Origin of the sequence: Nesterenkonia sp. HG001, assembly GCF_034438835.1 — a bacterium.
GTDB classification, from domain to species: domain Bacteria; phylum Actinomycetota; class Actinomycetes; order Actinomycetales; family Micrococcaceae; genus Nesterenkonia; species Nesterenkonia xinjiangensis.
Genome location: NZ_JAOSZD010000011.1, coordinates 51,255 through 77,302 on the forward strand (window position 1 = coordinate 51,255; position 26,048 = coordinate 77,302).

25 protein-coding genes, 1 tRNA gene and 1 pseudogene are annotated in these 26,048 nt (G+C 68.5%); 14 read left to right on the forward strand and 13 right to left on the reverse strand.

Translation table 11 applies throughout. The annotated features are described in order from the left end of the window. The first annotated feature begins 31 nt into the window (after positions 1–31). The 6 genes from ODE13_RS15660 to ODE13_RS15685 all read left to right on the forward strand — a co-directional run bounded on the left by ODE13_RS15660 (position 32) and on the right by ODE13_RS15685 (position 5,467). A complete protein-coding gene (locus ODE13_RS15660) occupies positions 32–415 on the forward strand; it encodes a helix-turn-helix transcriptional regulator (protein WP_322480095.1) in 384 nt (127 codons plus the stop codon). Positions 416–602: 187 nt separating this feature from the next. Further along, complete coding sequence (locus ODE13_RS15665; RefSeq protein WP_322480096.1) at positions 603–1,586, forward strand: ABC transporter substrate-binding protein; 984 nt, start codon at positions 603–605, stop codon at positions 1,584–1,586. Beyond that, complete coding sequence (locus ODE13_RS15670; RefSeq protein WP_322480097.1) at positions 1,583–2,434, forward strand: siderophore-interacting protein; 852 nt, start codon at positions 1,583–1,585, stop codon at positions 2,432–2,434. The genes ODE13_RS15665 and ODE13_RS15670 overlap by 4 nt, the downstream gene beginning before the upstream one ends. A gap of 2 nt (positions 2,435–2,436) precedes the next feature. Then, complete coding sequence (locus ODE13_RS15675) at positions 2,437–3,570, forward strand: iron chelate uptake ABC transporter family permease subunit (protein WP_322480098.1); 1,134 nt, start codon at positions 2,437–2,439, stop codon at positions 3,568–3,570. A 23-nt stretch (positions 3,571–3,593) separates the two neighbouring features. Then, positions 3,594–4,631, forward strand: a complete 1,038-nt coding sequence (locus tag ODE13_RS15680) for a FecCD family ABC transporter permease (protein WP_322480099.1) — start codon at positions 3,594–3,596, stop codon at positions 4,629–4,631. Next, positions 4,628–5,467, forward strand: a complete 840-nt coding sequence (locus ODE13_RS15685; RefSeq protein WP_322480100.1) for an ABC transporter ATP-binding protein — start codon at positions 4,628–4,630, stop codon at positions 5,465–5,467. Before ODE13_RS15680 ends, ODE13_RS15685 begins: the two co-directional genes overlap by 4 nt. A 49-nt stretch (positions 5,468–5,516) precedes the next feature. On the opposite strand, the gene ODE13_RS15690 is transcribed toward ODE13_RS15685, so the two are convergent. Then, positions 5,517–6,644, reverse strand: coding sequence for an App1 family protein (locus ODE13_RS15690; protein WP_322480101.1), 1,128 nt, complete (start codon positions 6,642–6,644; stop codon positions 5,517–5,519). Between the two features lie 167 nt (positions 6,645–6,811). Further along, a complete protein-coding gene (locus ODE13_RS15695) occupies positions 6,812–8,278 on the reverse strand; it encodes an MFS transporter (RefSeq protein WP_322480102.1) in 1,467 nt (488 codons plus the stop codon). Between the two features lie 130 nt (positions 8,279–8,408). On the opposite strand from ODE13_RS15695, the gene ODE13_RS15700 reads away from it, so the two are divergent. From ODE13_RS15700 to ODE13_RS15715, 4 genes are all read left to right on the forward strand, one after another. Beyond that, the gene (locus tag ODE13_RS15700; RefSeq protein ID WP_322480103.1) at positions 8,409–9,299 is read left to right on the forward strand and encodes an inositol monophosphatase family protein; all 891 of its coding nucleotides are present in this window, start codon (positions 8,409–8,411) and stop codon (positions 9,297–9,299) included. Positions 9,300–9,472: 173 nt separating this feature from the next. Next, a complete protein-coding gene (locus ODE13_RS15705) occupies positions 9,473–10,609 on the forward strand; it encodes a VIT1/CCC1 transporter family protein (protein ID WP_322480104.1) in 1,137 nt (378 codons plus the stop codon). A 210-nt stretch (positions 10,610–10,819) separates the two neighbouring features. Next, on the forward strand, positions 10,820–11,692 hold the full coding sequence (locus tag ODE13_RS15710; RefSeq protein ID WP_322480105.1) for a hydrolase: 873 nt from the start codon (positions 10,820–10,822) through the stop codon (positions 11,690–11,692). A gap of 133 nt (positions 11,693–11,825) precedes the next feature. Then, a complete protein-coding gene (locus tag ODE13_RS15715; RefSeq protein WP_322480106.1) occupies positions 11,826–12,278 on the forward strand; it encodes a pyridoxamine 5'-phosphate oxidase family protein in 453 nt (150 codons plus the stop codon). 86 nt (positions 12,279–12,364) lie between these two features. Here ODE13_RS15715 and sucD read toward each other — a convergent pair whose 3' ends face one another. From sucD to ODE13_RS15730, 3 genes are all read right to left on the reverse strand, one after another. After that, on the reverse strand, positions 12,365–13,300 hold the full coding sequence (gene sucD, locus ODE13_RS15720; protein WP_179541026.1) for a succinate--CoA ligase subunit alpha: 936 nt from the start codon (positions 13,298–13,300) through the stop codon (positions 12,365–12,367). Between the two features lie 16 nt (positions 13,301–13,316). Then, positions 13,317–14,480: an ADP-forming succinate--CoA ligase subunit beta gene (sucC, locus tag ODE13_RS15725; protein ID WP_322480107.1), complete on the reverse strand. Its 1,164-nt coding sequence runs from the start codon at positions 14,478–14,480 to the stop codon at positions 13,317–13,319. Between the two features lie 122 nt (positions 14,481–14,602). Further along, positions 14,603–17,092: a UvrD-helicase domain-containing protein gene (locus tag ODE13_RS15730; protein ID WP_322480108.1), complete on the reverse strand. Its 2,490-nt coding sequence runs from the start codon at positions 17,090–17,092 to the stop codon at positions 14,603–14,605. A 147-nt stretch (positions 17,093–17,239) separates the two neighbouring features. Here ODE13_RS15730 and ODE13_RS15735 point away from each other — a divergent pair, with 147 nt between their 5' ends. The 4 genes from ODE13_RS15735 to ODE13_RS15750 all read left to right on the forward strand — a co-directional run bounded on the left by ODE13_RS15735 (position 17,240) and on the right by ODE13_RS15750 (position 18,717). Beyond that, the gene (locus tag ODE13_RS15735) at positions 17,240–17,929 is read left to right on the forward strand and encodes a hypothetical protein (RefSeq protein ID WP_322480109.1); all 690 of its coding nucleotides are present in this window, start codon (positions 17,240–17,242) and stop codon (positions 17,927–17,929) included. A gap of 24 nt (positions 17,930–17,953) precedes the next feature. Beyond that, positions 17,954–18,029: transfer RNA gene (locus ODE13_RS15740), tRNA-Arg, on the forward strand. Between the two features lie 34 nt (positions 18,030–18,063). Further along, positions 18,064–18,336, forward strand: a complete 273-nt coding sequence (locus tag ODE13_RS15745) for a hypothetical protein (RefSeq protein WP_322480110.1) — start codon at positions 18,064–18,066, stop codon at positions 18,334–18,336. A gap of 75 nt (positions 18,337–18,411) precedes the next feature. After that, positions 18,412–18,717 (forward strand): hypothetical protein, encoded by a 306-nt coding sequence (locus ODE13_RS15750; RefSeq protein ID WP_322480111.1) that lies wholly within the window; start codon positions 18,412–18,414, stop codon positions 18,715–18,717. Here the strand turns inward: ODE13_RS15750 and ODE13_RS15755 are convergent. From ODE13_RS15755 to ODE13_RS15790, 8 genes and pseudogenes are all read right to left on the reverse strand, one after another. Next, positions 18,628–19,674, reverse strand: a pseudogene (locus ODE13_RS15755) (recombinase family protein); the annotation flags it as partial. The gene ODE13_RS15750 and the pseudogene ODE13_RS15755 overlap by 90 nt on opposite strands. 187 nt (positions 19,675–19,861) lie before the next feature. Then, positions 19,862–20,065 carry a hypothetical protein gene (locus ODE13_RS15760; RefSeq protein ID WP_322480112.1) on the reverse strand — a complete coding sequence of 68 codons (204 nt, stop codon included), beginning with the start codon at positions 20,063–20,065 and terminating at the stop codon, positions 19,862–19,864. Then, a complete protein-coding gene (locus ODE13_RS15765; protein ID WP_322480113.1) occupies positions 20,062–20,643 on the reverse strand; it encodes a hypothetical protein in 582 nt (193 codons plus the stop codon). Before ODE13_RS15765 ends, ODE13_RS15760 begins: the two co-directional genes overlap by 4 nt. A gap of 17 nt (positions 20,644–20,660) precedes the next feature. Further along, positions 20,661–21,176 carry a single-stranded DNA-binding protein gene (locus ODE13_RS15770; protein WP_322480114.1) on the reverse strand — a complete coding sequence of 172 codons (516 nt, stop codon included), beginning with the start codon at positions 21,174–21,176 and terminating at the stop codon, positions 20,661–20,663. Between the two features lie 96 nt (positions 21,177–21,272). Continuing rightward, entirely contained in the window at positions 21,273–23,024 is a 1,752-nt protein-coding gene (locus ODE13_RS15775; protein ID WP_322480115.1) for a TraM recognition domain-containing protein, read from the reverse strand. A gap of 29 nt (positions 23,025–23,053) precedes the next feature. After that, positions 23,054–23,614, reverse strand: coding sequence for a hypothetical protein (locus ODE13_RS15780; protein WP_322480116.1), 561 nt, complete (start codon positions 23,612–23,614; stop codon positions 23,054–23,056). Beyond that, entirely contained in the window at positions 23,614–25,110 is a 1,497-nt protein-coding gene (locus ODE13_RS15785; RefSeq protein WP_322480117.1) for an ATP-binding protein, read from the reverse strand. Before ODE13_RS15785 ends, ODE13_RS15780 begins: the two co-directional genes overlap by 1 nt. Continuing rightward, entirely contained in the window at positions 25,107–25,967 is an 861-nt protein-coding gene (locus tag ODE13_RS15790; RefSeq protein ID WP_322480118.1) for a hypothetical protein, read from the reverse strand. The genes ODE13_RS15785 and ODE13_RS15790 overlap by 4 nt, the downstream gene beginning before the upstream one ends. Positions 25,968–26,048 lie beyond the last annotated feature (81 nt).

Genomic DNA, 26,048 nt, shown 5'->3' on the forward strand with positions numbered 1-26,048 from the left:
CCTTCGGCTCCAACGTGCCTGTCTCGACCTCATGACGCCAGCCCGAATGCCCCGCCCCTCGGTCCCGGTCCCACAGGACCCCCGCCTCACCCCTCTGGTGCGCGGACTGCTGGAGGACTGTGGTGACCCTCGATCACTCCATGAATGGGCCGAAGAGCTTCACCTCAGCACCCGCACGATCTCTAGGGCGCTGCACGCCGCGACAGGAATGCCCTTCAGCCGATGGCGGCGACAGCTGCGCATCCAGCAGGCCCAGACCCTCCTCGCCGACGGCGAGACTGTGACCAGCACCGCCTGGCAGGTCGGCTACCTCTCCACGAGTGCGTTCGTGGCCGCTTTCAGGACAGTGACCGGAGTCACTCCGGCGACTCTCATTCCGCCCGACGTCGACCAGACGCCTCTCGCCGACCGCTGACCGGATCGCGACACATTCTGTCCGTAATACGACACGTATGGAATCCCTTAATCACATAAGGTTAACCTGCCCTTGATGTGTCACGGCCCGAGTGGGGAGCCCTCCGTGCGTGGTTACGGACGACGGGTTCGACCCCCGGGCGGAGGGCTCTCCGAGGCTCCTGATGCCCCTGATGAGAAAGGCCGCCATGACCTGTTCGACAACCTCCGCCTCGCCCGCACGACGGCGTCTTCCGACCCTGTTCGCGGTGATGCCGCTCCTCGCTCTGACCGCCTGCGGCGAACACGGAACCGCCGCGGAGGGCGCTGGGGAGGAGCCGACCGCCGAGACGATCACCTTCGACTATGCGGAGTTCACCGGAGAGATTCCTGCCGAGCCCGAACGAGTCGTCGTCATCGAAGGTCGGGCAGATCTCGAGTTCGCCCTGACGGTGGGGTACCCCGTGGTCGCTTCAGGGTTCTTCTTCGGCCGTGAGGGCGCCCTGTTCGACGAGCTGGACGAGCTCATCACCGATGACCTGGAGACCTTCGAGTTCGCCGACAGCCACGAACCCGACTACGAGGTCATCGCCTCTGTGGAGCCCGATCTCATCGTGATGAGGCAGAACGCCTACACGGGGGACTTCTACGGGCTGGATCGCCTCGAGGAGATCGCTCCGATCCTCGCCGTCGAGACCGGCATCGCCGACTGGCAGGAGGTCCTTCGCGACCAGTCGGCCGCGCTCGGCCGGGAGGACGCCGCCGAGGAGGAGATCCGGAAGTACGACGACCTGGTCGAGGAGATCACCGACAGGTCGGGCGAGATCTTGGCCGAGACGACCCTCGCCTGGGGGACAGCCCTCGATGACGCCGGGATGTACGTGATCACCAACTCGCTGGGCAACGCCGTCGCCGAGGATCTCGGGATGGCCGTGCCCCACTACGACCCGGAGGACGAGGACGGCCACTACGAGGTCTCCGAGGAGAACCTCGACGTCGTCGCCGATGTGGACGCACTGGCCATCTTCGCCTTCGACGAGCGCCCCGCCCTGGGCGATTCAGCCGCGTTCGGCCGGCTGCCCGCGGCCCAGGAGGACCGTGTGCAGTCCGTCGATCTGACCGTGAACCAGGGCCTCGCCCGTGCTGCACGCGCCATCGCGCTCGAACTCGAAGGAATGGTGAACGACTCATGAGCAGACTCGCACGGCTTCTCCCTGCCCCTCAGCGGGCTGCTCCCCCTCCGCGCCGCGAGACCTACCGAGCCTTCGCGACCACTGTCCACGCGGTCCAGGACCTCTCCCCGCGGATGCGCCGAGTGACCCTCACCTCCCCGCAGTTCACCGACTACCTCACCAGCCGGGCCGACGACTTCTTCGCCCTTCTCATCCCCGGCGCCGACGGGCTGGCGCTTCCGCCCGAAGGACTGGTCGGCACGACCCCCCGCGGCCTCGTGACCGCCATTCCGGAGGCGCAGCGCCCGGAACTGCGGTGGTACACGATCCGCGACCATCGGCCCGACGCCGGGGAGATCGACGTCGACATCGTCCTGCACGGGTCCGACCCGGAGAGCGGACCCGGCAGCCGCTGGGCCTCCCGTGCGGAGCCGGGAGACACGGTGGGCTTCGCCGAGGGCAACGGCATCTACAATCCACCCGCGGCTGCGCACCACCAGCTGTTCTTCGCCGACATCACCGCGGTCCCCGCGCTGGCCGCGATCCTGGGAGCCCCGGAACCCAGCCCGGGCCAGCCGAGGCCCGGCCGCACCGCGATGGCGCACGTGGAGGTCCCCGAGGCCGAGGACATCATCGAGATCGACACCGACGTCGCCGTGCACTGGCACGTGCGGGGGAGCCGGAACCCCGGGTTCTCCATCCCGCAGATCCTCGACGGCGTCCCCCGCGGGCAGATCGACTACGCGTGGGTGTGTGCGGAGGCGGACCTGGTCAAGCAGACGCGTCGGCTCCTGGTCCGCGAGGGCGGAGTGTCCAAGGACATGATCACGTTCAGCGGCTATTGGCGCCGCGGGGCGGCCAGAAACTGACCATGTCCACGACCCGCACCTCGACGATCCCCCACACCTCACCCTCACCGTCACCCTCAGCTCGCCGAGGAGCTGAGGCCTCCCCGAGCCTCTCTCCCCCGCAGTCTCCAGCGGCCCCCACACCCACGACCGCGTTCTCCGCCGTGCGACGCTCCGCTGCGCTGGTCGCCCTGGTCATCGCCCTGGCGGTCGCCGTCCTACTGAGCATCGCCGTCGGGTCGAAGGAGATCCCGCTGGGCACAGTGCTGGAGTCCTTCTGGTCCTTCGACCCCACCGTGGACGAGCACTTCATCATCCGCGAGATGCGTCTTCCCCGAGCCGCCGCGGGAATCGCGGTCGGGGCCGCACTCGCCGTGGCCGGCGCCCTGATCCAGGCCCTGACGCGAAACCCGCTGGCCGATCCCGGAATCCTCGGGGTCAGCTCCGGAGCAGCCTTCTTCGTGGCCCTGAGCGTGGGGGTCTTCGGCGTCACCGCGGTGCTGGGCTATGTGTGGTTCGCGTTCGCCGGGGCGCTCGTCGTGACGGTGGCCGTCTACCTGATCGGCTCGGCGGGCGGAGGGACGCCGGACCCTCTGCGCCTCACGCTCGCCGGCGTCGCCCTGGGTGCCGTGCTGGCGGGCATCACCACCGGCATGGTGCTGCTGAACCCCGTCGCGTTCGACCAGATGCGTCAGTGGAACGCCGGCACGATCGCCGGGCGCGGATACGACACCCTGCTGCCGGTGCTCCCGTTCCTGCTGATCGGGCTGCTGCTGGCCCTCTCCGTAGCCGCCCCGTTGAACTCAATCGCCCTGGGCGAAGATCTCGCCGTATCCCTCGGCACCCGCATCGGACTGGTCCGGGTGGCCGTCATCGCCGCCGTCACCCTGCTCGCCGGAGGTGCCACCGCCATCGCCGGTCCGATCCTCTTCGTGGGACTCATGGTCCCGCACATCGCCAGATGGATCACCGGCCCCGAACAGCGCTGGATCCTGGCATTCAGCATCGTGCTGGGGCCTCTGCTGCTCGTCGTCGCCGACACACTGGGGCGAGTCGTGATGCGACCCGGTGAGCTGCCGGTCGGCATCGTGACCGCGTTCGTCGGCGCGCCGCTGCTGATCCTTCTGGCACGACGACGAAAGGCCAGCCGCCTGTGACGGCCGCTCCTGACACACGCACAGTGGACTTCGGTCGATCCCAGCACGTCCTGCGCTGGGGCGGCATCTCGCTGCGCATCAGTTCACGGGCGGCTGTGGTCTGCGCGGTGCTGGTCGTGCTCTGCGCGATCGGGGCCGTGGCGGCCCTGGCCCTGGGCAGCTATGCGGTGAGCCTCCCCCAGCTGGTCGACGTCCTCCGGGGAGCCGACGACTCCTTCGCCCGCACGGTCGTCACCGAATGGCGCGCTCCACGAGCTCTGGCTGCGATCGTGTTCGGTGCGGCGCTGGGCATGTCGGGCGCGGTGTTCCAGGGACTGACGAACAACCCCCTGGCCAGCCCCGATGTCATCGGCTTCGCCGCGGGATCCTACACCGGTGCCCTGATCGTGATCATCGTCCTCGGCGGAGGGTACGCCTCCGTGGCCTCCGGGGCGCTGCTGGGCGGCCTCGCCACCGCGACGATGGTGTACCTGCTGGCCTACCGCGGCGGCATCACCGGATTCCGACTCATCATCGTCGGCATCGGAGTCGCCGCGATGCTCGGCTCGGTCAACACGTGGTTGCTGCTGCGTGCCGATCTGGAGGTCGCGATGAGCGCCGCCACCTGGGGTGCGGGGTCCCTCAACGGCATCACCTGGGAGCAGACTGGCGTCGCCACCGGATTCATCCTGGTGCTGTTCGTCGGAACCTGCGCGCTGGGCTCCTCACTGCGGCAGATGCAGCTCGGCGATGACGCTGCCCGCGCGCTCGGGGTGCGTCTCGAGCCTTCTCGGCTCGGGCTCGTGCTGACCGGGGTGGCGCTGACTGCTGCGGTGACCGCGGCTGCGGGCCCCATCGCCTTCGTAGCCCTCGCCGCCCCGCAGATCGCTCGTCGCATCGCCCGCACGCCGGGCATCACTTTGGTTCCGGCGGCGTGCACCGGCGCCGCCCTGCTGCTGGCAGCCGACGCGGTCGCCCAGCATGCGCTGCCCAGCCCACTGCCGGTCGGAGTCGTCACCGTCGTCATCGGGGGCGGGTACCTGATCTGGTTGCTGATCCACGAGATGAGGAGACACGCATGAACGAGTCGCGGCTGCGCGCGGAGGCTGTGTCCATCGGATACGACGAGAGGACGATCTCTGAGGAACTGAGCGTCGAGATCCCACCGGACTCCTTCACCGTCATCATCGGGCCCAATGCCTGTGGGAAGTCCACCCTGCTGAGGGCGCTCTCACGGCTGCTGAAGACATCGGCCGGAGATGTCCTCCTCGATGGGAAGGACATCTCCGCGTACCGGACCAAAGAGGTCAGCAGGAGACTCGGGCTGCTTCCGCAGTCCTCACTGGCTCCAGATGGGATCAGTGTCGCCGACCTGGTGGCCCGTGGCCGGTCACCTCACCAGGGAATGCTGCGGCAGTGGTCCGCTCAGGACGAACGGGCCGTGGCAGACGCGCTGGCCGCCACGGGCACCACTGAGCTCTCGCCACGTCTGGTGGACGAGCTGTCCGGGGGTCAGCGGCAACGAGTCTGGGTGGCGCTCGCCCTGGCTCAGGAGACGCCCCTGCTGCTGCTCGACGAACCCACCACCTTCCTCGACATCGCGCATCAGATCGAGCTGATGGAGCTGTTCACCGATCTGCATCTGCAGGGCCGTACGCTCGTCGCGGTGCTGCACGATCTCAACCAGGCGGCGCGGTATGCAACACATCTGATCGCGATGAAGGACGGGCAGGTCGTGGCCACCGGGGAACCCGAAGCGGTCATGACCGAAGCTCTCGTCGAGGAGGTCTTCGGGCTCCGCTGCCGGGTCCTGCCCGACCCCGTCGCAGGCACCCCGCAGGTGGTGCCGCTGGGACGGGACCGTCGACGTCGAACCACCGCCAGCCTTGAACCGACGCTGACAACGGTGCTCGCCTGATCCTGAGGAGCCCTCCATGCTCGATCTGCCCTCCCGCCAGGCCGGGCCCTCAGTCCATCAGACCATGGGCCTTCAGCTTGGCGACGATGTCCTTGCCGTCGGGCCCGTAGATCCACGGGATGCTGCGCCCCTCGACCTCCTGGAAGCCGGTCGGGGGGCGGGCGCCGTCGCCGGAGCCGAGCAGGAACTCACTGTCCGGGTCATTGGCGCGGCCACCGGCCAACAGCGCCTCGGAGTAGGTCAGCTGGCGGATGATGACCGCGGTGACGGCCTGCGGATGCCGCCGGGCGAAGTCTGCGTAGATGGCCGGGTCGTGCTGGCCGTCGTCGCCGATCAGCACCCAGGACATCTCCGGGAAGTCCTGGGCGAGGCGCTCGAGCTGCTCCTCCTTGTGCTGCCGGCCGGAACGGAACCAGAGCTCCTGGGTGGGGCCCCAGTCGGTGAGCAGCAGCGGGCCGTGCGGATAGAGGTTGCGGGTCAGGAATCGGGTGAGCGTCTGCGCCACATTCCACGCACCCGTGGAGATATAGATGACCGGCGCGCCCGGATAGCGGTGCAGCAGCCGCTCCATCATCACCGCCATACCAGGGGTAGGTGTGCGGGCGTGTTCGTCGAGCACGAAGGAGTTCCAGGCGGCCAGCACCGGGCGGGGCAGCTTGGTAACCACCACGGTGTCGTCGATGTCGCAGACCACGCCCGTGTGCGTCCCTTCGGCGATGATCTGCACCTCCGCACGGGTGGCCTGCGCCCCGAGCGCGCGCAGGGTGATCTGCTGCCAGCCAGGCTCGAGGTCAGTCTCGATGACGGTGTCGACCAAGCCCCCGCGGTCGGCGACGACGTCGACGGTCCGGTTCCCCACCGTGATGCTCACCTCGGCGAAGGGCACCGGGGCGGAGACGAAGTTGCGCCAGCCGCGCACCCCGTCGGCGATCACCTTGGCCACGCGGCGGCCGTTCTCGAAGTGGGAGTCCGGCGCCATCACGATCCGGGAGAAGACTCTCACCCAGCGCTGGGTGCCGTAGCCGGTGAGCGAGAGCACCGTGACGTGCTGGCGGCGACGGCGAGCCAGGTCGAGGCGGAAGCGGTGCCACCTGTCCTCGACCTTCATCGCCGTGTTCCGGTCCGGGTCGGAGTACTGCCGGCGCACGGATTCGTCGTTCTGGGCCACCTCGGTCACAGCACCATCCTGCCATGGTCGAGGCGACGCCAAGGGCGGGCAGCGGTGCACATTTGCCCTGGGCGAACCCGACTCACCCTCGCTGAAGCGCTCTGTGCCGGAGCGACGCCCGGCGCACCGCGGGGTGCAGGACCCCGCACACACCGGGCGGAGCCTCCCCTGCGGTCTCAGATCGTCGTCCGCAGCGGAGTCTCGCGGATGAGCAGGTTGGCCACGATCGCCGGCAGGGTCATGCAGGCGGCCACGAGGAACATGGCTCCGGAACCATCGGCGAACTCCGGAGACGGTGCTCCTGAGACACCGTTGAGCTGACTGACCGAGACTCCGGCCACCTGCAGCGCCATCACCGAGCCCAGGACGGCGGTGCCCGCGGCCCCTCCGAAGACCCGGAAGAACGCAACCAGCGCACTGGCCTGCCCCACCCGGGTGACGGCGACCGTGTTCTGCACCGCGAGCATCAGGTTCTGCATCTGGGCGCCGAAGCCCAGTCCGACGAAGAAGATGACGCCCATGACCACGCGCAGGTCCGTGTGTGAGTCCACCGTGGACAGGGCGAACATCGCCGCCGAGAGCAGCATCGAGCCGATCACCAGATAGATCTTCCAGCGTCCATAGCGGGTGATCAGCCGCCCGGTGGTCAGCGAGCCGATGAGGTTGCCTACTACCAGGGGCAGGATCATCATGCCGGACTCGGTGGGGCTCAGCCCGCGGCCGATCTGGAAGTACTGCCCCAGGAAGGCCGGCATCCCGAACAGGCAGACCGCGATCGAGGACGAGGAGATCACCGCCAGCAGGGTGGTGCGGCTGATCAGCATGCGCAGAGCGACCACCGGTTCGCTGCTCCGGCGTTCCACCAGCACGAAGATCGCCAGAAGGACCACGGCGGCGGCGAGGATCAGGCCGGACTCCCAGGACACCCAGGCGAAGAACTCCGGCGTGCCGGCGAAGGAGAGCCACATCAGCAGCAGCGAGGAGACGGCGACCAGCAGCAGCGCCCCGGCATAGTCCATACGGACCTTCCGCCGCACGTGCGGCAGGTGCAGGGTGCGGTGGACCAGCACCAGGGCAACGAGGGAGAGCGGCACACCGACGAAGAAGCACCATCGCCACCCCAGCGTGTCCACGGTGAGACCCCCGATGAGCGGGCCTGCGGCCGTGGCGGTGGTGAGGATCGCGCCGATGTAGCCCGCATAGCGGCCACGTTCCCGGGGGGAGACGATCGAGGCCATGATCGCCATCGCCAGGGCGCCGAGCCCGCCGAGACCCACCCCCTGCACGAAGCGGGCCGCGATGAGCATCTCCATGGAGACGGCGAAGCCCGCCGCCAGCGAGCTCAGGAAGAAGATGATGTTGCTCAGCTGGAAGAGCCTCTTCTTGGACACCATGTCCGCGAGCTTGCCCCACACCGGAGTGGACGAGGCATTGGCCAGCAGCGTGGCGGCGACTACCCAGCTGTACTGGATCTGCGTGCCGTCGAGCTCCCCGACGATGACCGGCAGGGCGGTGACCACGATGTTCATCGCCAGCATGGCGGCGAAGAACACGGTGAGGATGCCGGCGATCGCCCAGCCGACGTCGCGCCGGGTCATGCCCTCTGGCGTGGACTGCGGCGGACGGCGGGTACGAGAAGACACGCGTCTTAGTTGCATTCTCAAACGATCTTAGGGGCAGAATCCCGGATCCGCCAACGAGAGCGGCCCGGCACCTGCGCTCCGACGGGCGCACCGGGCAGACGCGGCCGCGACTGCCGTCTAGTCTGGAACGGTGACCGACACCCGCGCCGCCCGTCCTGCCGCCCGTCCCACCTCCTCCCCATCACTGCCCTCCCCGGCGCAGCTGCGCCGGATCGCCTGTCAGGCCGCCGACGACGTCGGTCCCGCCCTGGCCACGGCGTTCCGTACCGCAGTGGAGACCGAGGAGAAGACCAGCGCCCATGACCTGGTGACCTGGCATGATTCCTCCACGGAGGAGCGCCTCGTGGAGCTGCTGACCGCTGCCGTGCCGGACTCGCGCATCACCGGCGAGGAGGGCGGCGCGCAGGGATCCGGAGCAGTGGAGTGGATCGTGGACCCGATCGACGGCACCTCCAACTTCGCCCACGGGTTCGCCATGTTCTCCGTGTCGATCGCCGCAGCAGTCGACGGCGAGGTGGTCGCCGGGGTGGTCCACGATCCGAGCAACGGCCTCACGTTCTCCGCCGACGACGCCGGCGCCTGGCTGCGCCAGGCCGACGGCGAGCGCCCCCTGACCGGGCGGGCAGTACGTCACACCGCCGGGGAGCAGCAGCTGAACCTGGTGACCAGCTACCCTTCGGCCGAGGCGCTGCAGATCGATGGGGCCGCCGCGCTGGAAACACTCGGGGAGGCGATCAGCACCTTTTCCACGGTGCGTCGTCTGGTGTCCGGGGCGCTGGAGCTGTGCCACGCGGCCGCCGGCTGGGCCGACGTCGTCTTCGGCGTGGACACCAGCCCCTGGGATGTCGCCGCCGGCATGCTGATCCTCCGCCGGGCGGGCGGGACCTATGAGGGGCTCGGCGCCGGGGCTGACACCCGGGGCGATCACCTGGCACCGCACTATCTGGCCCTCGCTCCGGGTGTGGACTCCCCCACGGCGCGGCGACTGGTGAGGGGGATCGCCGAACGGCGCGCAGGCTGAACCTGCTTCGACGTCCTCACAGTTCAGGCATGCCGAAACCGCCCGCCCACGACGCTGACAGGCCTCTGACCTGAGCAGAGGGCCGTGGAACCGGACTGTTTCAGGGATCCCTAAGAATCGTCACAGTCTGCGGGGTCCTGCCATCGAGGTCCGCGGCTGGGAACAATGGTGGAGTGACCACCGACGACGGCGCCCCGCGCCCTCCACATCAGCCTGGGCCTCCCCCTCCCGAGCCGTCCTCCCGGCAGATCCGTCGGTGGCGGAGGCATCTGGCCGATGAGATCGCGGAGGGGAAGCTCTACGCCGACCTCGCCCGGCGCAAGGGCGGCGAGGATCGGCAGATCCTGCTCGGCCTCGCGGAGGCCGAGAAGCGGCATCAGGAGCATTGGCGCCAGCTGCTCGGTCCGCACGCTGAACGCCTTCCCTCCCCCTCGTTCCACCGGGTGCTGCTGGGCTGGATGGCCCGCGTCTTCGGACCGGTCTTCATCCTGGCCCTGGCTCAGCGAGCCGAGGGCGACTCCCCCTACGCCAAGGACTCCGACGCCACCGCCGGCATGGCCGCCGACGAGGCCATCCATGAGGAGGTCGTCCGTGGGCTGGCCACGCGCGGCCGGGAGAAGCTCTCCGGCGGCTTCCGCGCAGCGGTCTTCGGCGCCAACGACGGCCTGGTCTCCAACCTGGCGCTCATCATGGGAATGGGCGGCACAGGCGTCGGCTCCACCGTCATCCTGGTCACCGGCATCGCCGGGCTGCTCTCCGGGGCGCTGTCGATGGCGGCCGGCGAATACGTCTCGGTGCGCAGCCAACGTGAGCTGCTCGCCGCCACCCGACCCACACAGGTGACCCTGAAGGCCGCCCCCGACCTCGACGTCGACCAGAACGAGCTGGTGCTGGTCTACCGGGCACGCGGGCTCAGCCAGCAGGACGCCGAGCACCGCGCCGAAGAGCGACTCGGGGTCTTCGACTGCGACTGCAACCCCTCCAAGTCTTGGCAGCCGGTGAAGGAGGACGCCCAGGACGACCATGAAGTGGTGGGCGGCGCCGGCACGGCCGCGCTGTCCAGCTTCGGCTGCTTCGCCGCCGGGGCACTGATCCCGGTGCTCCCATATCTGCTGGGCATGACCGGGCTCGCCGCCATCGTGACCTCGCTGTCCCTGGTGGGCGTGGCGCTGCTGTGCACCGGCGCCGTCGTCGGCCTGCTCTCGGGGGCCTCGCCGCTGATGCGCGGACTGCGCCAGCTGGGCATCGGCATGGGTGCGGCGGCGATCACCTACGCGCTGGGTTCGCTGTTCGGCGTCGTGCTGGACTGACGCCTGCCTCTGCCCCTGCCCCACGTTCGGCCGTTTCTTCCCATAGACCTCACGTTCGGCCAATTCTTCCCACTCCCGTACCCCAGCAACTGCTTGCCTGTAGGAAGTTTCGGCCGAACGACGGCGGCGTGGCCCGGCGCGGCCCGACTCGACCCCGCGCGGCCCGGCACCCTTGACCTGCCGACGGCGGCGCAGAGCAGGATGAGGGTCATGCCCTCCACACCTCACTGGACAGCCCATCCGCCCGAGCCCCACGCCCCGCTCCGCGCCGTGCTGCAGTGCCGCACCTGCGGCGTCGAACGCCCGCCGGAGGACCGCCCTCCGGAGTGCCCGATCTGCGCCGACGAGCGCCAGCACGTGCCGGTCCGCGGCCAGGAGTGGACCTCGCCCCGGGAGTCCCAGGAGGCGGGGGCGCGTCTGGAGCTGATCAACCGGGAGCCCGGAGTGCACGGCCTGGTGCTGCACGACGGCCCCGGCATCGGGCAGATGACCAGCATCGTGGCCACCCGCATCGGCAACGTGATGATCGAGCCGCCTGCGTACATCGACGACGACGCCGTCGACGCTGTCGCCTCCGTGGGCGGGCTCGCCGCCATCCTCGCCTCACATCCGCACATGTACGGGGTGCAGTCGCTGTGGGCCGAGGCCTTCGGGGAGGCGGATGTGTACGTCTCCGCCGCAGATGAGCAGTGGCTGGCGCTGCGCCCTCCACGCACGGTGGTCTGGAAGGATCGCGTGCAGATCGCCGAGGACATGGTGGCCACGCAGATCGGCGGGCACTTCGTCGGCAGCATGGTGGCCCGATGGCGGGCCCCTGACGGGTGCGGCGTGCTGTTCACCGGGGACGCGATCTTCCCCGTCGCGGACCAGGGCTGGGTGACGTTCATGCGCTCCTACCCGAACATGATCCCGCTCTCGCCCGCGGTGGTGCGCCGGCTCGCCGACCACGTGGCTCAGCACGACTACGACCGGCTCTACGGCAACTTCGCCCGGCACATCACCGCCGATGCCGCCGCCGCGGTGGAACGCTCGGCCCAGCGCTACATCGCCTGGGTCAGCGGAGCCCGTGACGAGGAGACCTGAGGCTGCGCTCCTCGGCCCAGCGCCTGACAGGTGCATGGCCGCGGCCATCACACCTGTCCCCTGGGGTGGCGCACGGAGGTAGAATCCGAGCAACCGAGGAGGGCCTCTCCCGTGCAGCGGAAAGTGGTGCGACATGTTCGATCACGCAGACGACGAACCGATCCTGGTGCTCTCGGAGGATGAGAGCTGGAGGCTTCTGGAGAACACGCAGCACGGGCGGCTCGTCACGGTGGTGGCCGGGCGCGCCGACATCTTTCCGGTCAACCACGCGGTCCAGGAACGGACCCTGGTGCTGAGGACAGCTCCGGGGACCAAGCTCGCCGAGATGGCGGTGAACGAGGAGGTCCTGTTCGAGTCCGACGGGATCCTCTCGGATCAGGCCTGGTCCGTCGTGCTCCGTGGACATGCTCAGCGGCTCGAGACGGAGAAGGATCGGGAGGCCGTGCAGTCGCTGGGCCTGCGTTCATGGGTTCCGACCCTCAAGGAGAACTACGTGAGGATCACCCCCACCCACATCAGCGGACGCCACTTCCGATTCGGTCTCCAGCCGGAACGAGAGCTGGGCGAGGGCTCAGAGACCGGCTGACCCTCCGAGACCTGAGCTCGGAGACACGAAGAGGCCCGCACCCCCGACGTTCGGGGTGCGGGCCTCTTCGTGGAGAACCGGCAGGATCAGAGCGCGGAGGGCTCCACCGCGACCGGGTAGACCTCACGCAGCAGGTGCGCGGTCTCGGACGGGGTCTTGCCGACCTTCACACCCGCGGCCTCGAGGGCCTCCTTCTTGGCCTCCGCAGTGCCGGAGGAGCCGGAGACGATGGCGCCGGCGTGGCCCATGGTCTTGCCCTCCGGGGCGGTGAAGCCGGCCACGTAGCCGACCACCGGCTTGGTGACGTTGGCCTTGATGTACTCGGCCGCGCGCTCCTCGGCGTCGCCGCCGATCTCACCGATCATCACGATCGCCTTGGTCTCCGGGTCGTTCTCGAAGGCCTCCAGCGCGTCGATGTGCGTGGTGCCGATGACCGGGTCACCACCGATGCCGATGGAGGTGGAGAAGCCGAGGTCACGCAGCTCGTACATCATCTGGTAGGTCAGGGTCCCGGACTTGGAGACCAGCCCGACGCCACCCTTGCCGGTGATGTTGGCCGGGGTGATGCCGGCCAGCGACTCGCCCGGAGTGATGATGCCGGGGCAGTTCGGGCCCAGGATCCGGGTCACGGGCCTGCCGTCGTCGCCGGTCTTGGTCAGCGAGTAATTGTAGAACTCTGCGGAGTCCTGGACCGGGATGCCCTCGGTGATGACCACCAGCAGGCCGATGCCGGCGTCGATGGCCTCCACCGCGGCGTCCTTGGCGAACTTCGGAGGCACGAAGACCACCGAGACGTCGGCGCCGGTCTTCTCCATGGCCTCGGAGACGGAACCGAAGACGGGCAGCTCGATCTCGGAGCCGTGCTGGTCTTCGTGGGTCACGGTGGTGCCGGCCTTGCGGGCGTTGACACCGCCGACGATGGTCGTCCCGGCCTGCAGCATGCGGGCCGTGTGCTTGGAGCCCTCGCCGCCGGTGATGCCCTGGACGATGACCTTGGAGTCCTTGTTCAGAAAGATAGACATGCTCGAGCCTCAGTCCTTACTTGTTCGCCAGTTCGGCGGCCTTGTCGGCGCCTTCGTCCATGGAGGTGGCCAGGGTGACCAGCGGGTGGTCGGCCTCGCGTAGGATGCGCCGGCCCTCCTCCACGCTGTTGCCGTCCAGACGGACCACCAGCGGCTTGGTGGCGGCGTCGCCGAGGATCTCCAGGGCCTTGACGATGCCGTTGGCGACGGCGTCGCAGGCGGTGATGCCGCCGAAGACGTTGACGAACACTGACTTGACCTGGTCGTCGCCGAGGATGACGTCGAGGCCGTTGGCCATCACCTCGGCGGAGGCGCCGCCTCCGATGTCCAGGAAGTTGGCGGGCTTCACGCCGTCATGGGCCTCACCGGCGTAGGCGACGACGTCGAGGGTGGACATGACCAGACCGGCACCGTTGCCGATGATCCCCACCTCGCCGTCGAGCTTGACGTAGTTGAGGTCGTTGGCCTTGGCCTTGGCCTCCAGCGGGTCCTCCGCCTGCTCGTCGACGAGCTCGGAGTGGCCGGGCTGACGGAACTCGGCGTTCTCGTCCACGGTGACCTTGCCGTCGAGGGCGATGATCCGGCCCTCACCGGTCTTCACCAGCGGGTTGACCTCCACCAGGGTGGCGTCCTCTGCGGCGAAGGCGGTCCACAGCTGCTGGAACACGTCTGCCAGGGCGGGGACCTGCTCGGCGCCGAAGCCGGCCTGCTCGGCGATCTCGGTGGCCTTGGCCGTGTCGATGCCGGTGTTCGGGTCGAAGTTCACCCGCGCCAGGGCCTCGGGCCGCTCCTCGGCGAGCTGCTCGATCTCGACGCCGCCCTCCTTGGAGCACATGGCCAGGTAGTCACGGCTGGCGCGGTCCAGAAGGATGGAGAAGTAGTACTCCTCCGCGATGTCGGCACCCTGGGCGATCATCACCCGGTGCACGGTGTGCCCCTTGATGTCCATGCCCAGGATCGCCTTGGCGTGCTCGTGGGCCTCTTCGGCGTTCTTGGCGAGCTTCACGCCGCCGGCCTTGCCACGGCCTCCGACCTTGACCTGAGCCTTGACGACGACGACGCCGCCGATCTGCTCAGCGGCCGCCTTCGCTTCTTCCGGGGTGTGCGCCACGATCCCAGCCAGCACGGGAACTCCGTGTGCCTCGAACAGATCGCGCGCCTGGTACTCATACAGGTCCACGGGTGGTGTCCTTCTGCGTCGAAGTCGGTTCTGACAACCTCAGCCCGAAGTCAACAGCGGGACCCGCCGGCAGGGGGCTGAGCGGCCACGCTGCACACCTGGCGCAGCGCTGAGCCTGAAGGCTAGTCGGCCTTCTCCAGGGGAGCATATCGCAGGAGCAGACGCTTCTCGCTTCCTGCGAAGCTGACCTTCGCCACAGTCTTGTCTCCCACACCCTCCACGGCGAGGACCTCGCCGCTGCCGAACTTCTGGTGGGAGACCTTGTCACCGGGGGCGAGGTCCGGGATCCTCCGACTCGGATCCACCTGGCGGGGCGCGACGCCGCCGGTCGCCCCGGGCAGCGAAGATGACGTCTTGTCGCTGCCCGCCGACCCGTAGACGGTCGGCGCGGAGCGTCCGCCGCGGTCGGCCCCGGCGCCTCGTGATCCGCCGGAGCTCGGGCCGGTGCCGAAGCGGGGAGCACCGTAGTGGTGGCCGCCCAGCCCGCCGGAGAAGCCGCCCAGCCCTCCTGACGATGCGGCATCGACATGAAGCAGGTCCTCCGGGATCTCCCCGAGGAACTGGCTGGGCGGGTTGTACTGGTGCTGGCCCCACAGGTGGCGGGACTCCGCACGGGTCAGGTAGAGCCGACGTCGGGCGCGGGTGAGGCCCACATAGGCCAGGCGGCGCTCCTCGGCCAGCTGTTCGCCGTCCGAGATGGAGCGGGCGTGGGGGAAGATCCCATGCTCCATCCCTGTGAGAAACACCACAGGAAATTCCAGGCCCTTGGCCGTGTGCAGCGTCATCAGGGTGACCTGCCCCTGTTCGCGGGCGAGCCGCTCCGACTCGGCATCGCCGGCCGAGGGGACGGAGTCGGCGTCGGCGACCAGCGAGACCTGCTCCAGAAAGTCCGCCAAGGTGCCACCCTCGGTGGAGGCCTCATACTCCTTGACCACCGCGACGAGCTCGCCGAGGTTGTCCGCCCGGGATTCGTCCTGCAGGTCCTTGGACTGGCGCAGCGCCTCCAGCATGCCGGTCTGCTCCAGCACCGCCTCCAGCACCACCGAGGGCTTCTCCGAATCCCGCAGGGAGGCGAGGTCGTCCATCATCCGCACGAAGGAGGCGATCGCCTTCAGCGAGCGGGTCGCCATGGCGGGAGCCTCCTCGGCCCGGCGCAGGGCCTCGAAGAAGGTGGTGCGGTCCCGCTGGGCGAGCGCGGCCGCCGCCCCCTCCGCCCGGTCCCCGATGCCCCGCTTGGGCTCGTTGAGGATGCGGCGCAGGTTCACGTCGTCGTCGGGGTTGTTGATGACATGCAGGTAGGCCAGCGCGTCCTTGATCTCCTTGCGGTCATAGAACCGCGTGCCTCCGACCACCCGATAGGGGATTCCGCGGCTGATGAGCCGCTCCTCCAGGGAGCGGGACTGCGCGTTGGTGCGATAGAAGACCGCCACATCGGCGGGACGGATGCCCTCACGGTCGCCGAGACCGTCGATGGTGCGGGCGATCCACTCGGCCTCGTCGGACTCCGAGGGCGCCACATGCAGCGTGACCGGCTCCCCCTCACCCTCCTCCGTCCACAGCTTCTTCTCCGTGCGGCCCGAGTTCTGCGAGATCACCGCATTGGCGGCGTCGAGAATCGTCTGGGTGGAGCGGTAGTTCTGCTCCAGCTTGATGGTGGTGGCGTCCGGGTAGTCGCGCTCGAACTCGATGATGTTGCGGATGTCCGCGCCACGGAACGCGTAGATCGACTGGTCGGAGTCGCCCACAACGGTCAGCTCGGCCCCCTGGGTCTCGACACCGTCGCCCGAGGCGCCGGTCAGCTGGCGGACCAGTCGGTACTGAGCATGGTTGGTGTCCTGGTACTCGTCGACGAGCACATGGCGAAAGCGCCTTCGATAGCCGTCGAGGATGCCGGGGAAAGCGTCGAACATGTAGACCGTCTCGGCCAGGAGGTCGTCGAAGTCGTTGGCGCTGGCCTGACGCAGCCGTGCGGTGTAGTCCCGGTACACGCTGGCCACCGCCTCGGAGAACGGCTCGTTGGGGGCGGTGGAGCTGAACTCCTCGGCATCGACCAGCTCGTTCTTCAGCGCGGAGATCTTGTTCTTGATGGCCCGCGGGGCAAAGCGCTTGGGGTCCAGATCGTGCAGCTTGGCGATGGTGGTGATCAGCCGCAGCGAGTCGGCGGCGTCATAGATGGTGAAGCTGGACTTCCGACCCAGGTTCGCGGCCTCGGCGCGCAGGATCCGCACGCAGGAGGAGTGGAAGGTGGAGATCCACATGCGCTCCGCGGCCGGACCGACGAGCTCGACCACCCGTTCCTTCATCTCCCGGGCGGCCTTGTTGGTGAAGGTGATGGCCAGGATCTCGTGCGGCCGGGCGGCACCGGTCTGGAGCAGATGGGCGATGCGCCGGGTGAGCACCCGCGTCTTGCCGGAACCGGCACCGGCGACGATCAGCAGCGGCGCGCCGGAGTGCAGCACCGCCTGCCGCTGCTCGGCGTTCAGCCCCGCGGCGGGGTCTGCCGCGGGGACGGCGACGGCGACGCCGGCCGGGGCGCCGTCGTCGGCGGCGGCCTTCTTGGCACGGGCAGTCTCGGACGGGCGCTCAGCTGGCGGGGTGAAGAGGAACTCCATGGTCCCTCAAGTCTAAGCGCGGCCGGTGACCCGAGTCCCGCAGGCGGACTGCGGCGCTCTGCAACAATGGGGACCACATGCGGCCATCCCTCGTGCCCACGGACGACCACTCCGCTGATGACCGCGCCATGACCCTCGAGGAGGACGATGTCCAGACGACGGAAGGCTCCGCGCGGCAATCCCGCGGCGAGCTCCGAGTCGACGTCCGGCGGTTCCGACGCAGACCGGAGAAGCCGACCGCGCCCCCGTCTGATCGGCGGGGGCAGGATCCTCGCCGAGGCGAATCCCCGCGCCGGGGACGACCCGAAGTCCAATCCGAAGCTGCTGGTCTACGCGCTGCTGGGCACCACCGTCTTCCTCTTCTGCTACCTGCATCTGCTCGCGCTGCCGCAGATGACCCAGTTCACCGGCGGCTTCTCCATGCCGGACGCGCTGCTGACCGGCTATGACGTCTCCGACATCGAACGGCTGCGCTCGGTGATGGACGAGGATGCCCTCGGACAGCTGAACTTCGTCCACAAGACCGCCGGGATCCTGTTCCCGGTCTCCTTCTTCCTCACCGCCTGGGCGGTGGTGGGCCTGATGATGCGCGAAGGCGTGGTGCGCTGGCTGCTGCTGGCCGCCGCGGGGCTGTTCACCGCCATGGACATCGCCGAGAACTTCTTGATCGACCAGATCCTCTCCGCCGAGACCGTGGACGCCGGCACGGTGAACACCACCTCTGCGCTGACCGTGAGCAGCTGGCTGCTCTTCGCCGTGGTGGGCTCCCTGCTGATCATCGCGGTGATCATGGCCATGGTGAGACGCTCCGTGGAACGGACCGCCCGGCCGCTGTGAAACCGGTAGGATGGTCGGGTCCCAGCCTCCGTAGCTCAGGGGATAGAGCACCGCTCTCCTAAAGCGGGTGTCGCAGGTTCGAATCCTGCCGGGGGCACCAGAGTGTCGTTGTTCAAACCAGCGACGTTCCCGGTTTGATCTGCCCCGTTTCCGTCCGCCTCCTGGCGAGCGACGGCGGTGGCCTGGACTTCGGGGTCGAACAGGGTGTCGAACGGCACTCCTGGTTCGGCGTCGATGGCGTTGTCGTCGGTGACGGTCAGTCGTTCGAAGAACGCTTGGTTGGCGATGCGGCGCAGCGAGTCGTCGATGCTCATGTAGATCGCGTGGGCATTGCCTGCCAGGGCAAGGCAGTCATCGAGGTGGGCGCGGGCCTGGTCGTACTCGATCTCGCTGGCCTCGATGCGTGAGTCGAGGAATGTGACCTGCCGGGCGATGCGGTCCTGCTCGGTCTTGAGCAGGTCCAGCGGCACGGCACCCGCGTAGTGGGCCTGGAGAAGTTTGGTCCGTTCGTCGTAGAGGCGGTCGCGTTCGGCGATCTGTGCCTTACGTTCGCTCTTGGCGGTGGTGAACAGCTGGTCGAACTCGCTGGTGATCAATTCGCGGAGCGCGGTAACGATGTGCTCGGGTATCTGCACGCGTCGGTAGTAGTCCTCGACTGCGGCTTCTACATCGGGCACGAACATGGACTTGCGGTCACAGTTGGTGCGCTTGGAGTGTCGGCCGGCGCAGATGAAGTAGGGATAGATGACTCCGCTGCGGCTCTTGGCGTGGGACAGGATCAGGCGTGAGCCACAGACACCGCAGAACACGGTGCCTTTCAGGTAGTGCTCGTGGGCTTGCGTCTTTTCCCCGGATGCCTGGTGGCCGGTGAGCACGGTCTGTACCCGGTACCAGACCTCGGGTGCGACCAGTGTTTCGTGCAGGCCGTCGTAGGTTGCGCCTTTGAACTGTACGTTGCCCTTGTAGTACGGGCTGGCCAGCATCCGGTGGATCGAGGACAGGGCTGGGGCCTTGGCGGGCCGCTTCGGGGTCGGCACGGTCGTCAGCCCACGGTCGATGAGTTCATCGCGCAGGGTTGCGACCGAGTAGTTGCCGGTCGCGTAGGCCTCGAAGGCCCACCGGATGAGGGGGCCGCGCTGCGGATCGACTTCGATGGTGCGGGCCTCGCGGCCGAGTTCGTCGCGCTTGGTGACGTTGAGGTAGCCCATCGGGGCTTTGCCGTTGGTGCCGCCGGTGACGGCTTTCTGGTTCATGCCCTTGGAGACCTCGTTGGCGAGGTTGCGGGAGTAGAACTCGGCGATGGTGGACATGATTCCGTGCAGCAGCATGCCTGAGGGGGTCTCATCGATGTTCTCGGTGGCCGAGACCAGGAGCACGCCTGCTTCTTTGAGAGCCAGGTGGATGGCGACGTCGTCGGCGCGGTTGCGGGCAAGGCGATCCACCTTGTGGACGATGCAGTAGGCGACCGGGTGGGTCTTGACGTACTCGATCATCTGCATCAGCGCGGGCCGGTCGGCTTGGCGGGCGGACTCGCCTGCGTCGACGAACTCCTCGACGATGACCGCGTTGACATCGTGGGCCTTGCGCCGGTTCGCCTCGCGCTGGGCGGGGATGGAGAAGCCTTCATCCTGGCCGCCCTTGGAGGCCTGTTCCTTGGTCGAGACGCGCAGGTAGGAGACCGCCAGTGTGGTGGTCTGACCGATCTGCTCCAGTCCCGTCGCAAGCGGAGCGTGTGTGGTGGTCATGGGTCGTGTTTCCTTCCCCAACAGGTGGGGCCAACACGAGAAGCGCGGGACTGCTCGTGCGGTGCGGCGTAGGAAATAAACACGACCCGTGCCGTCCGGTGTTGACGGGCTGGGTAGGCCACGTGGGCTAATGAACAAGACGCCACACCACGGTTTCCCTTACGGGTGGCCGCTGGCATGCGTACAGTTACGATTCTACGCCCTGGCCACGGGATTGTTCAGGAGGGCGCTCCTGGCAGGTGGTGGTCTGGTGCTCGTGGCGGGCGCGGGCTTGGGCCATGCCGATGAACACGTGGGCCAGCTTGTGTAGGTCCAGGCTGGCTCGCAGCTCGGCCTCGATGCGGTAGTCGCGCATCCGCTCCGGCGGGCTGCCCTGGGGTTGGGTGGTCATGTCAGCTCTCCGGTGTCGAGGTCGATACCGGCGAAGAACGCGTCCTCGGCTTCTCGGCGGGCGGCGACCTCATCGAGGACGTACTGCACGAAGTCGGCATCGCGGTCGGCGATGGTGGTGTCCTCGATCGGCTCGGTGGGCTGTTCGCCGGGCCAGACGGTCTGCCGGGTGGGCCGGTCGCGATCCAGGCGGGTGCCGGAGGCGGCCACCCAGTCGCGTAGTCGCTGGCGGGCGTCGGCGAAATCGCGGTGCCAGCCGATCGGAGCCGAAGCGTTCTGCTCGGGGTCGTAGGCGCCCAGCCAGTGCAAATGCAGTGCGGACAGCTCCCAGCGCAGTTCGGCGTGGCGATGCCAGAACGGCGGGATCACCGAGGCCGGCAGGCCATAGGTCGTGCGCAGCCAGGTGACCCATTCGTTCAGCGCGAGCAGCTCGGCTTCCAGGTCATCGGAACTCAGGAGGTTCCAGTTGACCGGATGCGGCACGGCTGGCACATCGGCGTCCTCGAAGCCGGGCACTTCACCAGCCTCCACCGTCGCGTCGGTGTCGTGGAGGTCCTCGTCGGACGGATGCTCGTCCATGATCATGTCTCCTTCGGTCACAGGCCGATGTGAGGCGCGGCGTGCTGGTGCGGCGACGAGCCAGCGGGCTGGAATTGCGGCACCCGTCGCTTGATCTGTTCGCCCTGTGATGCCTCTTGGCTGGCGGTGTCCTGGCTGTAGGCCTCGCGCTCGACGGCCCTGCGCGGGGTGCGACCGGCGGTGTTCTTCGACTGTGCTGTCACGGGCAGGAGCCGCGTGGCCTCGAACTGCTCCTCGCGCTCCCCGGTGTGCTTGTTGGTGTACTCGCGAAGCGAGCCCTGGGCGATGAACCGGTCCTTCTCGCGCAGGTTCTGGATGCCGAACTGGGCGGCGCCCTTGAACGCGACCACGTCGTGGAAGGTGCTCGGCAGGTTCTGCCAGCCGGTCTCGGGGTCGTAGTGACGGTGGCGTTGGCCGGCTTTGAAGTACAGGCGGGGGTCGCCGTTCTCGGTATAGGTGAGCTGTGGCTTGGAGGCCACGAACCCGTACATGCTGTCTTTGAGTTCCAGGCCGGTCGTTGATTCGGTACTCATCGGGATGCTCCTGCTCGCGCAGCCACCGGGATGGTGACTTCTGGAACAGGTAGGTGCACGCACGCTCCATCGGCCCGCGGGCCGGGTGCGTCTGGCTCAGTGCGGGAAGGGGCGTTGCAGGAGTGCTTCGATCTCGGCCCGGTCCTCGCGGAGCTGATCGGCGTCGGGACGTGAGGGCCAGGCGTGGAGGTCGGTCACGATCGGTGGCGCGGAGCGCAGGAGGCTGATGCCGGTGCCGAATGGCAGGGTTCTGATCCGGTCGGGCGGCAGGATCGGGACGCGGCGGAGGGAGCGTTGGTTGGAGCGGGTGCCATGGTCGCCGAGGGTGACGGAGTCGGTGTATTCGTCGCGTTCGCCGATCAGCGTGGAGAGGTCTTGGAGGTCTCGGGAGTTGGAGGCGCCGCCGAGGATGATCTTCACGATAGAGGCGTCCCAGATCGCTCCGGCGGCGTTGTCATTCCACTTGTCGCGGGCTTGGGCGAGGGACTGGAGAACGGGCAGAGTGGTGATGCCGGTGCCGCCACCCTCGGCCATGAGTGTCGGCAAGGATGGCAGGGGTGCGAGGTTGCCGATCTCGTCCAGTGCGAGCAGCAGTGGCGGGTCGAGCCTTGCGCCCGGTGAGCGCGCGGCGATCTTTCGTGCGGTCTCGATGAGGTCTTCGACGAACGCGGCCACGAGTGCGGCAGATGCGCCGGCTCCGGCTCCCGTGGCGAGAAGGTAGAGCGTGCCGCGTTCGGCGATGAAGCGTTCAGGGTCGAAGTCTTCGCCTGGGCGTGGTGTGACGGCATCGAGAACGCGGGGGTCGGCCAGTGCTCCGAGGGCGAGGGCGACGCCCTGCCAGATGGAATCTCTCGTCTTGGGGTCGGAGTCGATCATCGCCCCGAGCGAGTCCGCCCACCCGGTGGCCGCCTGAGTGCTGTTGGTGAGGATCGCGACAGCCTCGGCTGCCGCCGTGGGGTCGAGGGTCCACCGGAACAGCTCGGCGGGTGGCCGGTGGTCCAGGGCGGCAGCGTGCAGAAGGGCTTGCAGAGCGGTGCGGGTCTTGCCCTCCCAGAAGCCGCCGGACTCCACACCACCCGCGGACAGTCCGGTGGTCGCGGCCAGGCCGGTGGCGCGGATCATCGCTGTCAACGGGTTCTCGCAGCCGCGGACCGGGGACCAGCGCATCCCGGCGGGGATACCTTCGGCGAGGTGCTGGGGGTCGAAGACTGCTACGGGCCCGATGCGCTGCCGGGCGCGCAGGGTGGCGGTGAGGTTGTCCGGCCGTGTACTGGTGGTGACGACAGCGCCGGGTGCATCGAGGATCGCCGGGATCACGATGTGCAGGCCCTTGCCGGAGCGGGGCGGGCCGATGAGCAGGTTCGAGTCCTCCACGCTCGCCCACACCTCACGGCCCTTCGAGGTGCCGATCCGGTAGCCGACATCCCTTGGGTCGGGGTCGTTCAGGGAGGGGCGGAGTGTCCCGGCCCGGCGCAGCAGCGCTTTCGGCGAGGCGGTCTGTGCCACGTCATGGTTGGTGGCGGTGCCGGCGAGCCGGCGCGGGTCGGTCCCGACCGTCCGGGAGTGACGGCGCAGCCGCACCCACGCCCATACACCGGCGGCGACGAGGCCGGCGAGCATCACTGCGGTGGTGATCCAGTACGCGACGGAGTTCAGCTCGTCGCTGTCGAGGGCGGCGGCGGGGTTGCCGGGGTTGAACAGGACCCCGAGCCCCGATGCTGGTCCCGCTTCGGGTTGGGGTGCGCCGGTGAGGAACGCGGCCACACTGCCTGCGGCGCGGAGGATGAGCGCGATCCCGAACATCCCGACCAGTCCGATGAGGGCGGCGTTGGTCAGCTCATCGCCCATGTTCCCGGTCTGTCGCTGCTGTGGCGCGCTCACGGCAGCGGCCGAACATGCGTTGTGCCAGAGACTCGGCCAAACAACACGACCTCGCCCGTGCCGTCCCGTACCAGGGAGCCGAGCTGATCCTTGTCCAGGAGCGTCCGCGCAGCGCCGGTGCCGGTGGCATCGGTGTGGGAGACGATGACCGCGACGGCCACGTCCTCACCGGGCACGAACCCGTCTGCGGTGACCTCGATCAATCTTGGCTCTCGCGCCTTCTTGCTGCGCTTACCCCGTTGCCCCTCGGGATCGTTCTTCGGCGGCGCGGGTGTGGTGCGGCGGCGGGCGCGGATGATGTCGGTGAACACGCTCCCGTCGGTCTCGTGGACCTCGATCCTTGCGGTGACCGTGCGGTCGACGGTGATGGCATCCAGCAGGGCTCCGAAGGTTTTACGAGTCCAGTCAATGCCTTCCTGCGGCGGCGGATACGGGGCACCGTCGACGGTGACGTCCAAGGTGCCCGCGTCGGTCACGCTGATGACGACGTGGGTCAGCACGATCGGGGTTACTGAGGGTTCCTGCCCGGTGGCGCGCCGGGACTGTTTGCGGTTCATCACGTCACTCCCGAGGTGAGTCGCGAGCTGGTGTCGAAGAGCTCCAGCTCAGCGGGATGCAGCTGGTGCTGGGTCACGAAGGCCCTGTCCTTGATCCGCCACAGGCCCTGCCCGACCCCAAGGGTTGGGAGGAGCTTCTGCTCGGTGCCAGTGAGGCCCAGGGCGTGGGCGGTGGGGCCGAGTTGATCGGATTCTTGCCGGTAGACGATGCGGGTCTCGGCGTTGGCCAGCAGCGAGTTGGCCAGCGAGCGCATGGCTGAGCCGGCGTCGCCGACGTTGTCGAGGTCGGAAAGCTTGTGGAAGATGAGCATGTTCGCGATCCCGTAGTGCCTGGCCAGCCGCCAGTGCGCATCCATGCGGCGCAGCAGGGCGGGGTGGGACATGAGGCGCCAGGCTTCGTCGTAGATCACCCACCGCTGCCCACCGGCAGGGTCCAGCAGCGCGGACTCCATCCATGCGCTGGAGCACGTCATCAGAACGCTGATGAGCATGGAGTTCTCGGTGACGCGTGAGAGGTCGAGGGAGATCATCGGCAACGACGGGTCGAACGCCACCGTGGAGGGGCCATCGAAGAGTCCTTGGAGGTCGCCGGCCACCAGGCGGCGCAGGGCGTGGCCGACGAGCCGGCCGTCCTCGGCCAATCTGCCATCGTCGGCCTCCGCGTTGGGGGTGAGGATGCGGTCGACGACCATCGGCAGGATCGGCACGGTGTTCTCCCGCACTGTCTCGGAGAGGGCGAGGTCGATCGCGGTGTGCTCCAACGGCGTCAACCCCCGTCCCAGCACAGTCTCGGCCAGTGCCCCGATGAGGTCACGGCGCCGGGAGGCGACCGTGGTGGCCCACTCCTCATCCGAGAACCCGAAGGGCCGGTGCCCCTCATCGAGGGGATTTAGTCTGGTGTTGAGGCCGTGGCCCAGGACGATCGCCCGCCCGCCGACCGCTTCGGCCACAGCAGTGTGCTCGCCCTTGGGATCGCCGGGCACGTACACGCGCCGCCCGAACGGCAGGCTGCGGGTGTAGAGGGATTTCGCCAGGGACGATTTGCCGGAGCCCACGATCCCGGCGAGCACGACATTGGGAGCGGTGATGATCCCGCGGGCATAGAGGGCCCACGGGTCGTAGACGAACGACCCACCGGAGTAGAGGTCTTGGCCGACGAACACCCCGTCGGCGCCGAGGCCGCCTTCGGCGACAAACGGATACGCCCCGGCCAGCGTCGCCGACGTGTCCTGGTGCCGTGGGAGCCGGAACCCGCCCGGGGTGCGCAGTGCCGCGGGGTCGGACTCTCCCGCGGCAGGAAGGTAAGTCGTTGCGCGTCGTTCGGCGCGCTCCGCCTCGGCCTTCGCTCTTGCCGCGGCCTTATCGGCGTGGTGCTGCTCGGCTTGGAGCTTCGCGGCCGCCTCGCGTCGCTGCTTGCGCAGTCGGCGGCGCTCCTTTGCTGGGGCGACCAGAACTGAGGTGTACAACCGCTCCCGCTCGGTCTCGCGGCCGGTCACAGGGACAGCCCCCGACCGGCAGATGTGGTCGATCGGGCCGGGCCGGCGAACCAGTCCTTCTCCGCCACCGCCGACGTGCCCAGCGGTGGCGCCGGCGCGGTCTTCGGAGTCGTGGTGAGTGCGCTCGGGTCGAGGGCACCGATGCCGGCGATGGCCTCGCGCGTCGGCACCACGTCGGCGTCGTCCAGCGCCGGATCGGGCGGGACAGTATGGGCGCGCAGCAGGCTGACGTGCCCCATCGCCGGGTTGTAGGTGAGGGCGAAGTCGCCCTCGGTGACGACCCGGTCGAGCGCGCCGGTTGAAGGTTCGTCGTAGACGTAGCCGTTCTCCAGGGCGGCGTCGGTGGTCTCGGCCCCGTAGTCGAAGCCCGTCAGATGCTCGATGCCCGCGTCCGGGCCGTCGCGGTCGATCAGCTCCAGCACGTCGTCGGCCTCCTCGCCTTGAAGGAACACGACGCTGATCCACCGCTGCGCGCCGGTCGCAGCCGACGCCTCGTGAGTGATGGTGGGTTCGGGGTGCCAGGCGATCCGCCCCGAATGGGAGAACGCCGTATCGAGTCGGTCATACGCCTCGTCCAGGAGGGTGCCGGCCTGGTGCAGCTCGTCGGCTGCGGCCAAGGCGTCCTGTGCTCCTGCGGTGTGGTTGCCGTTGTCATCGAACGCGCGGGCGCGATGGGACAGGTGTGTGGTGGCGAGCTGGTCGAGCACTTGGCGCAGGGAGCACATCCCCGCGACCATGTCGCCGAACACGGTGTAGGTGTCGGCCGGGTCGTCGAAGACCCGGCTGGCGTGGGCCAGGCCGCGCAGCGCTTCGGATGCTTCGGCGGCATCGGCAAGTGGGTCGTGGAACGTCGGCATGATCGGCCTCCAATGACGAAAGCGAGTGCCCCGACATCCGGGGTCGCTGGTCAGGTGCACCCGCTCAGCCACACGACTGGC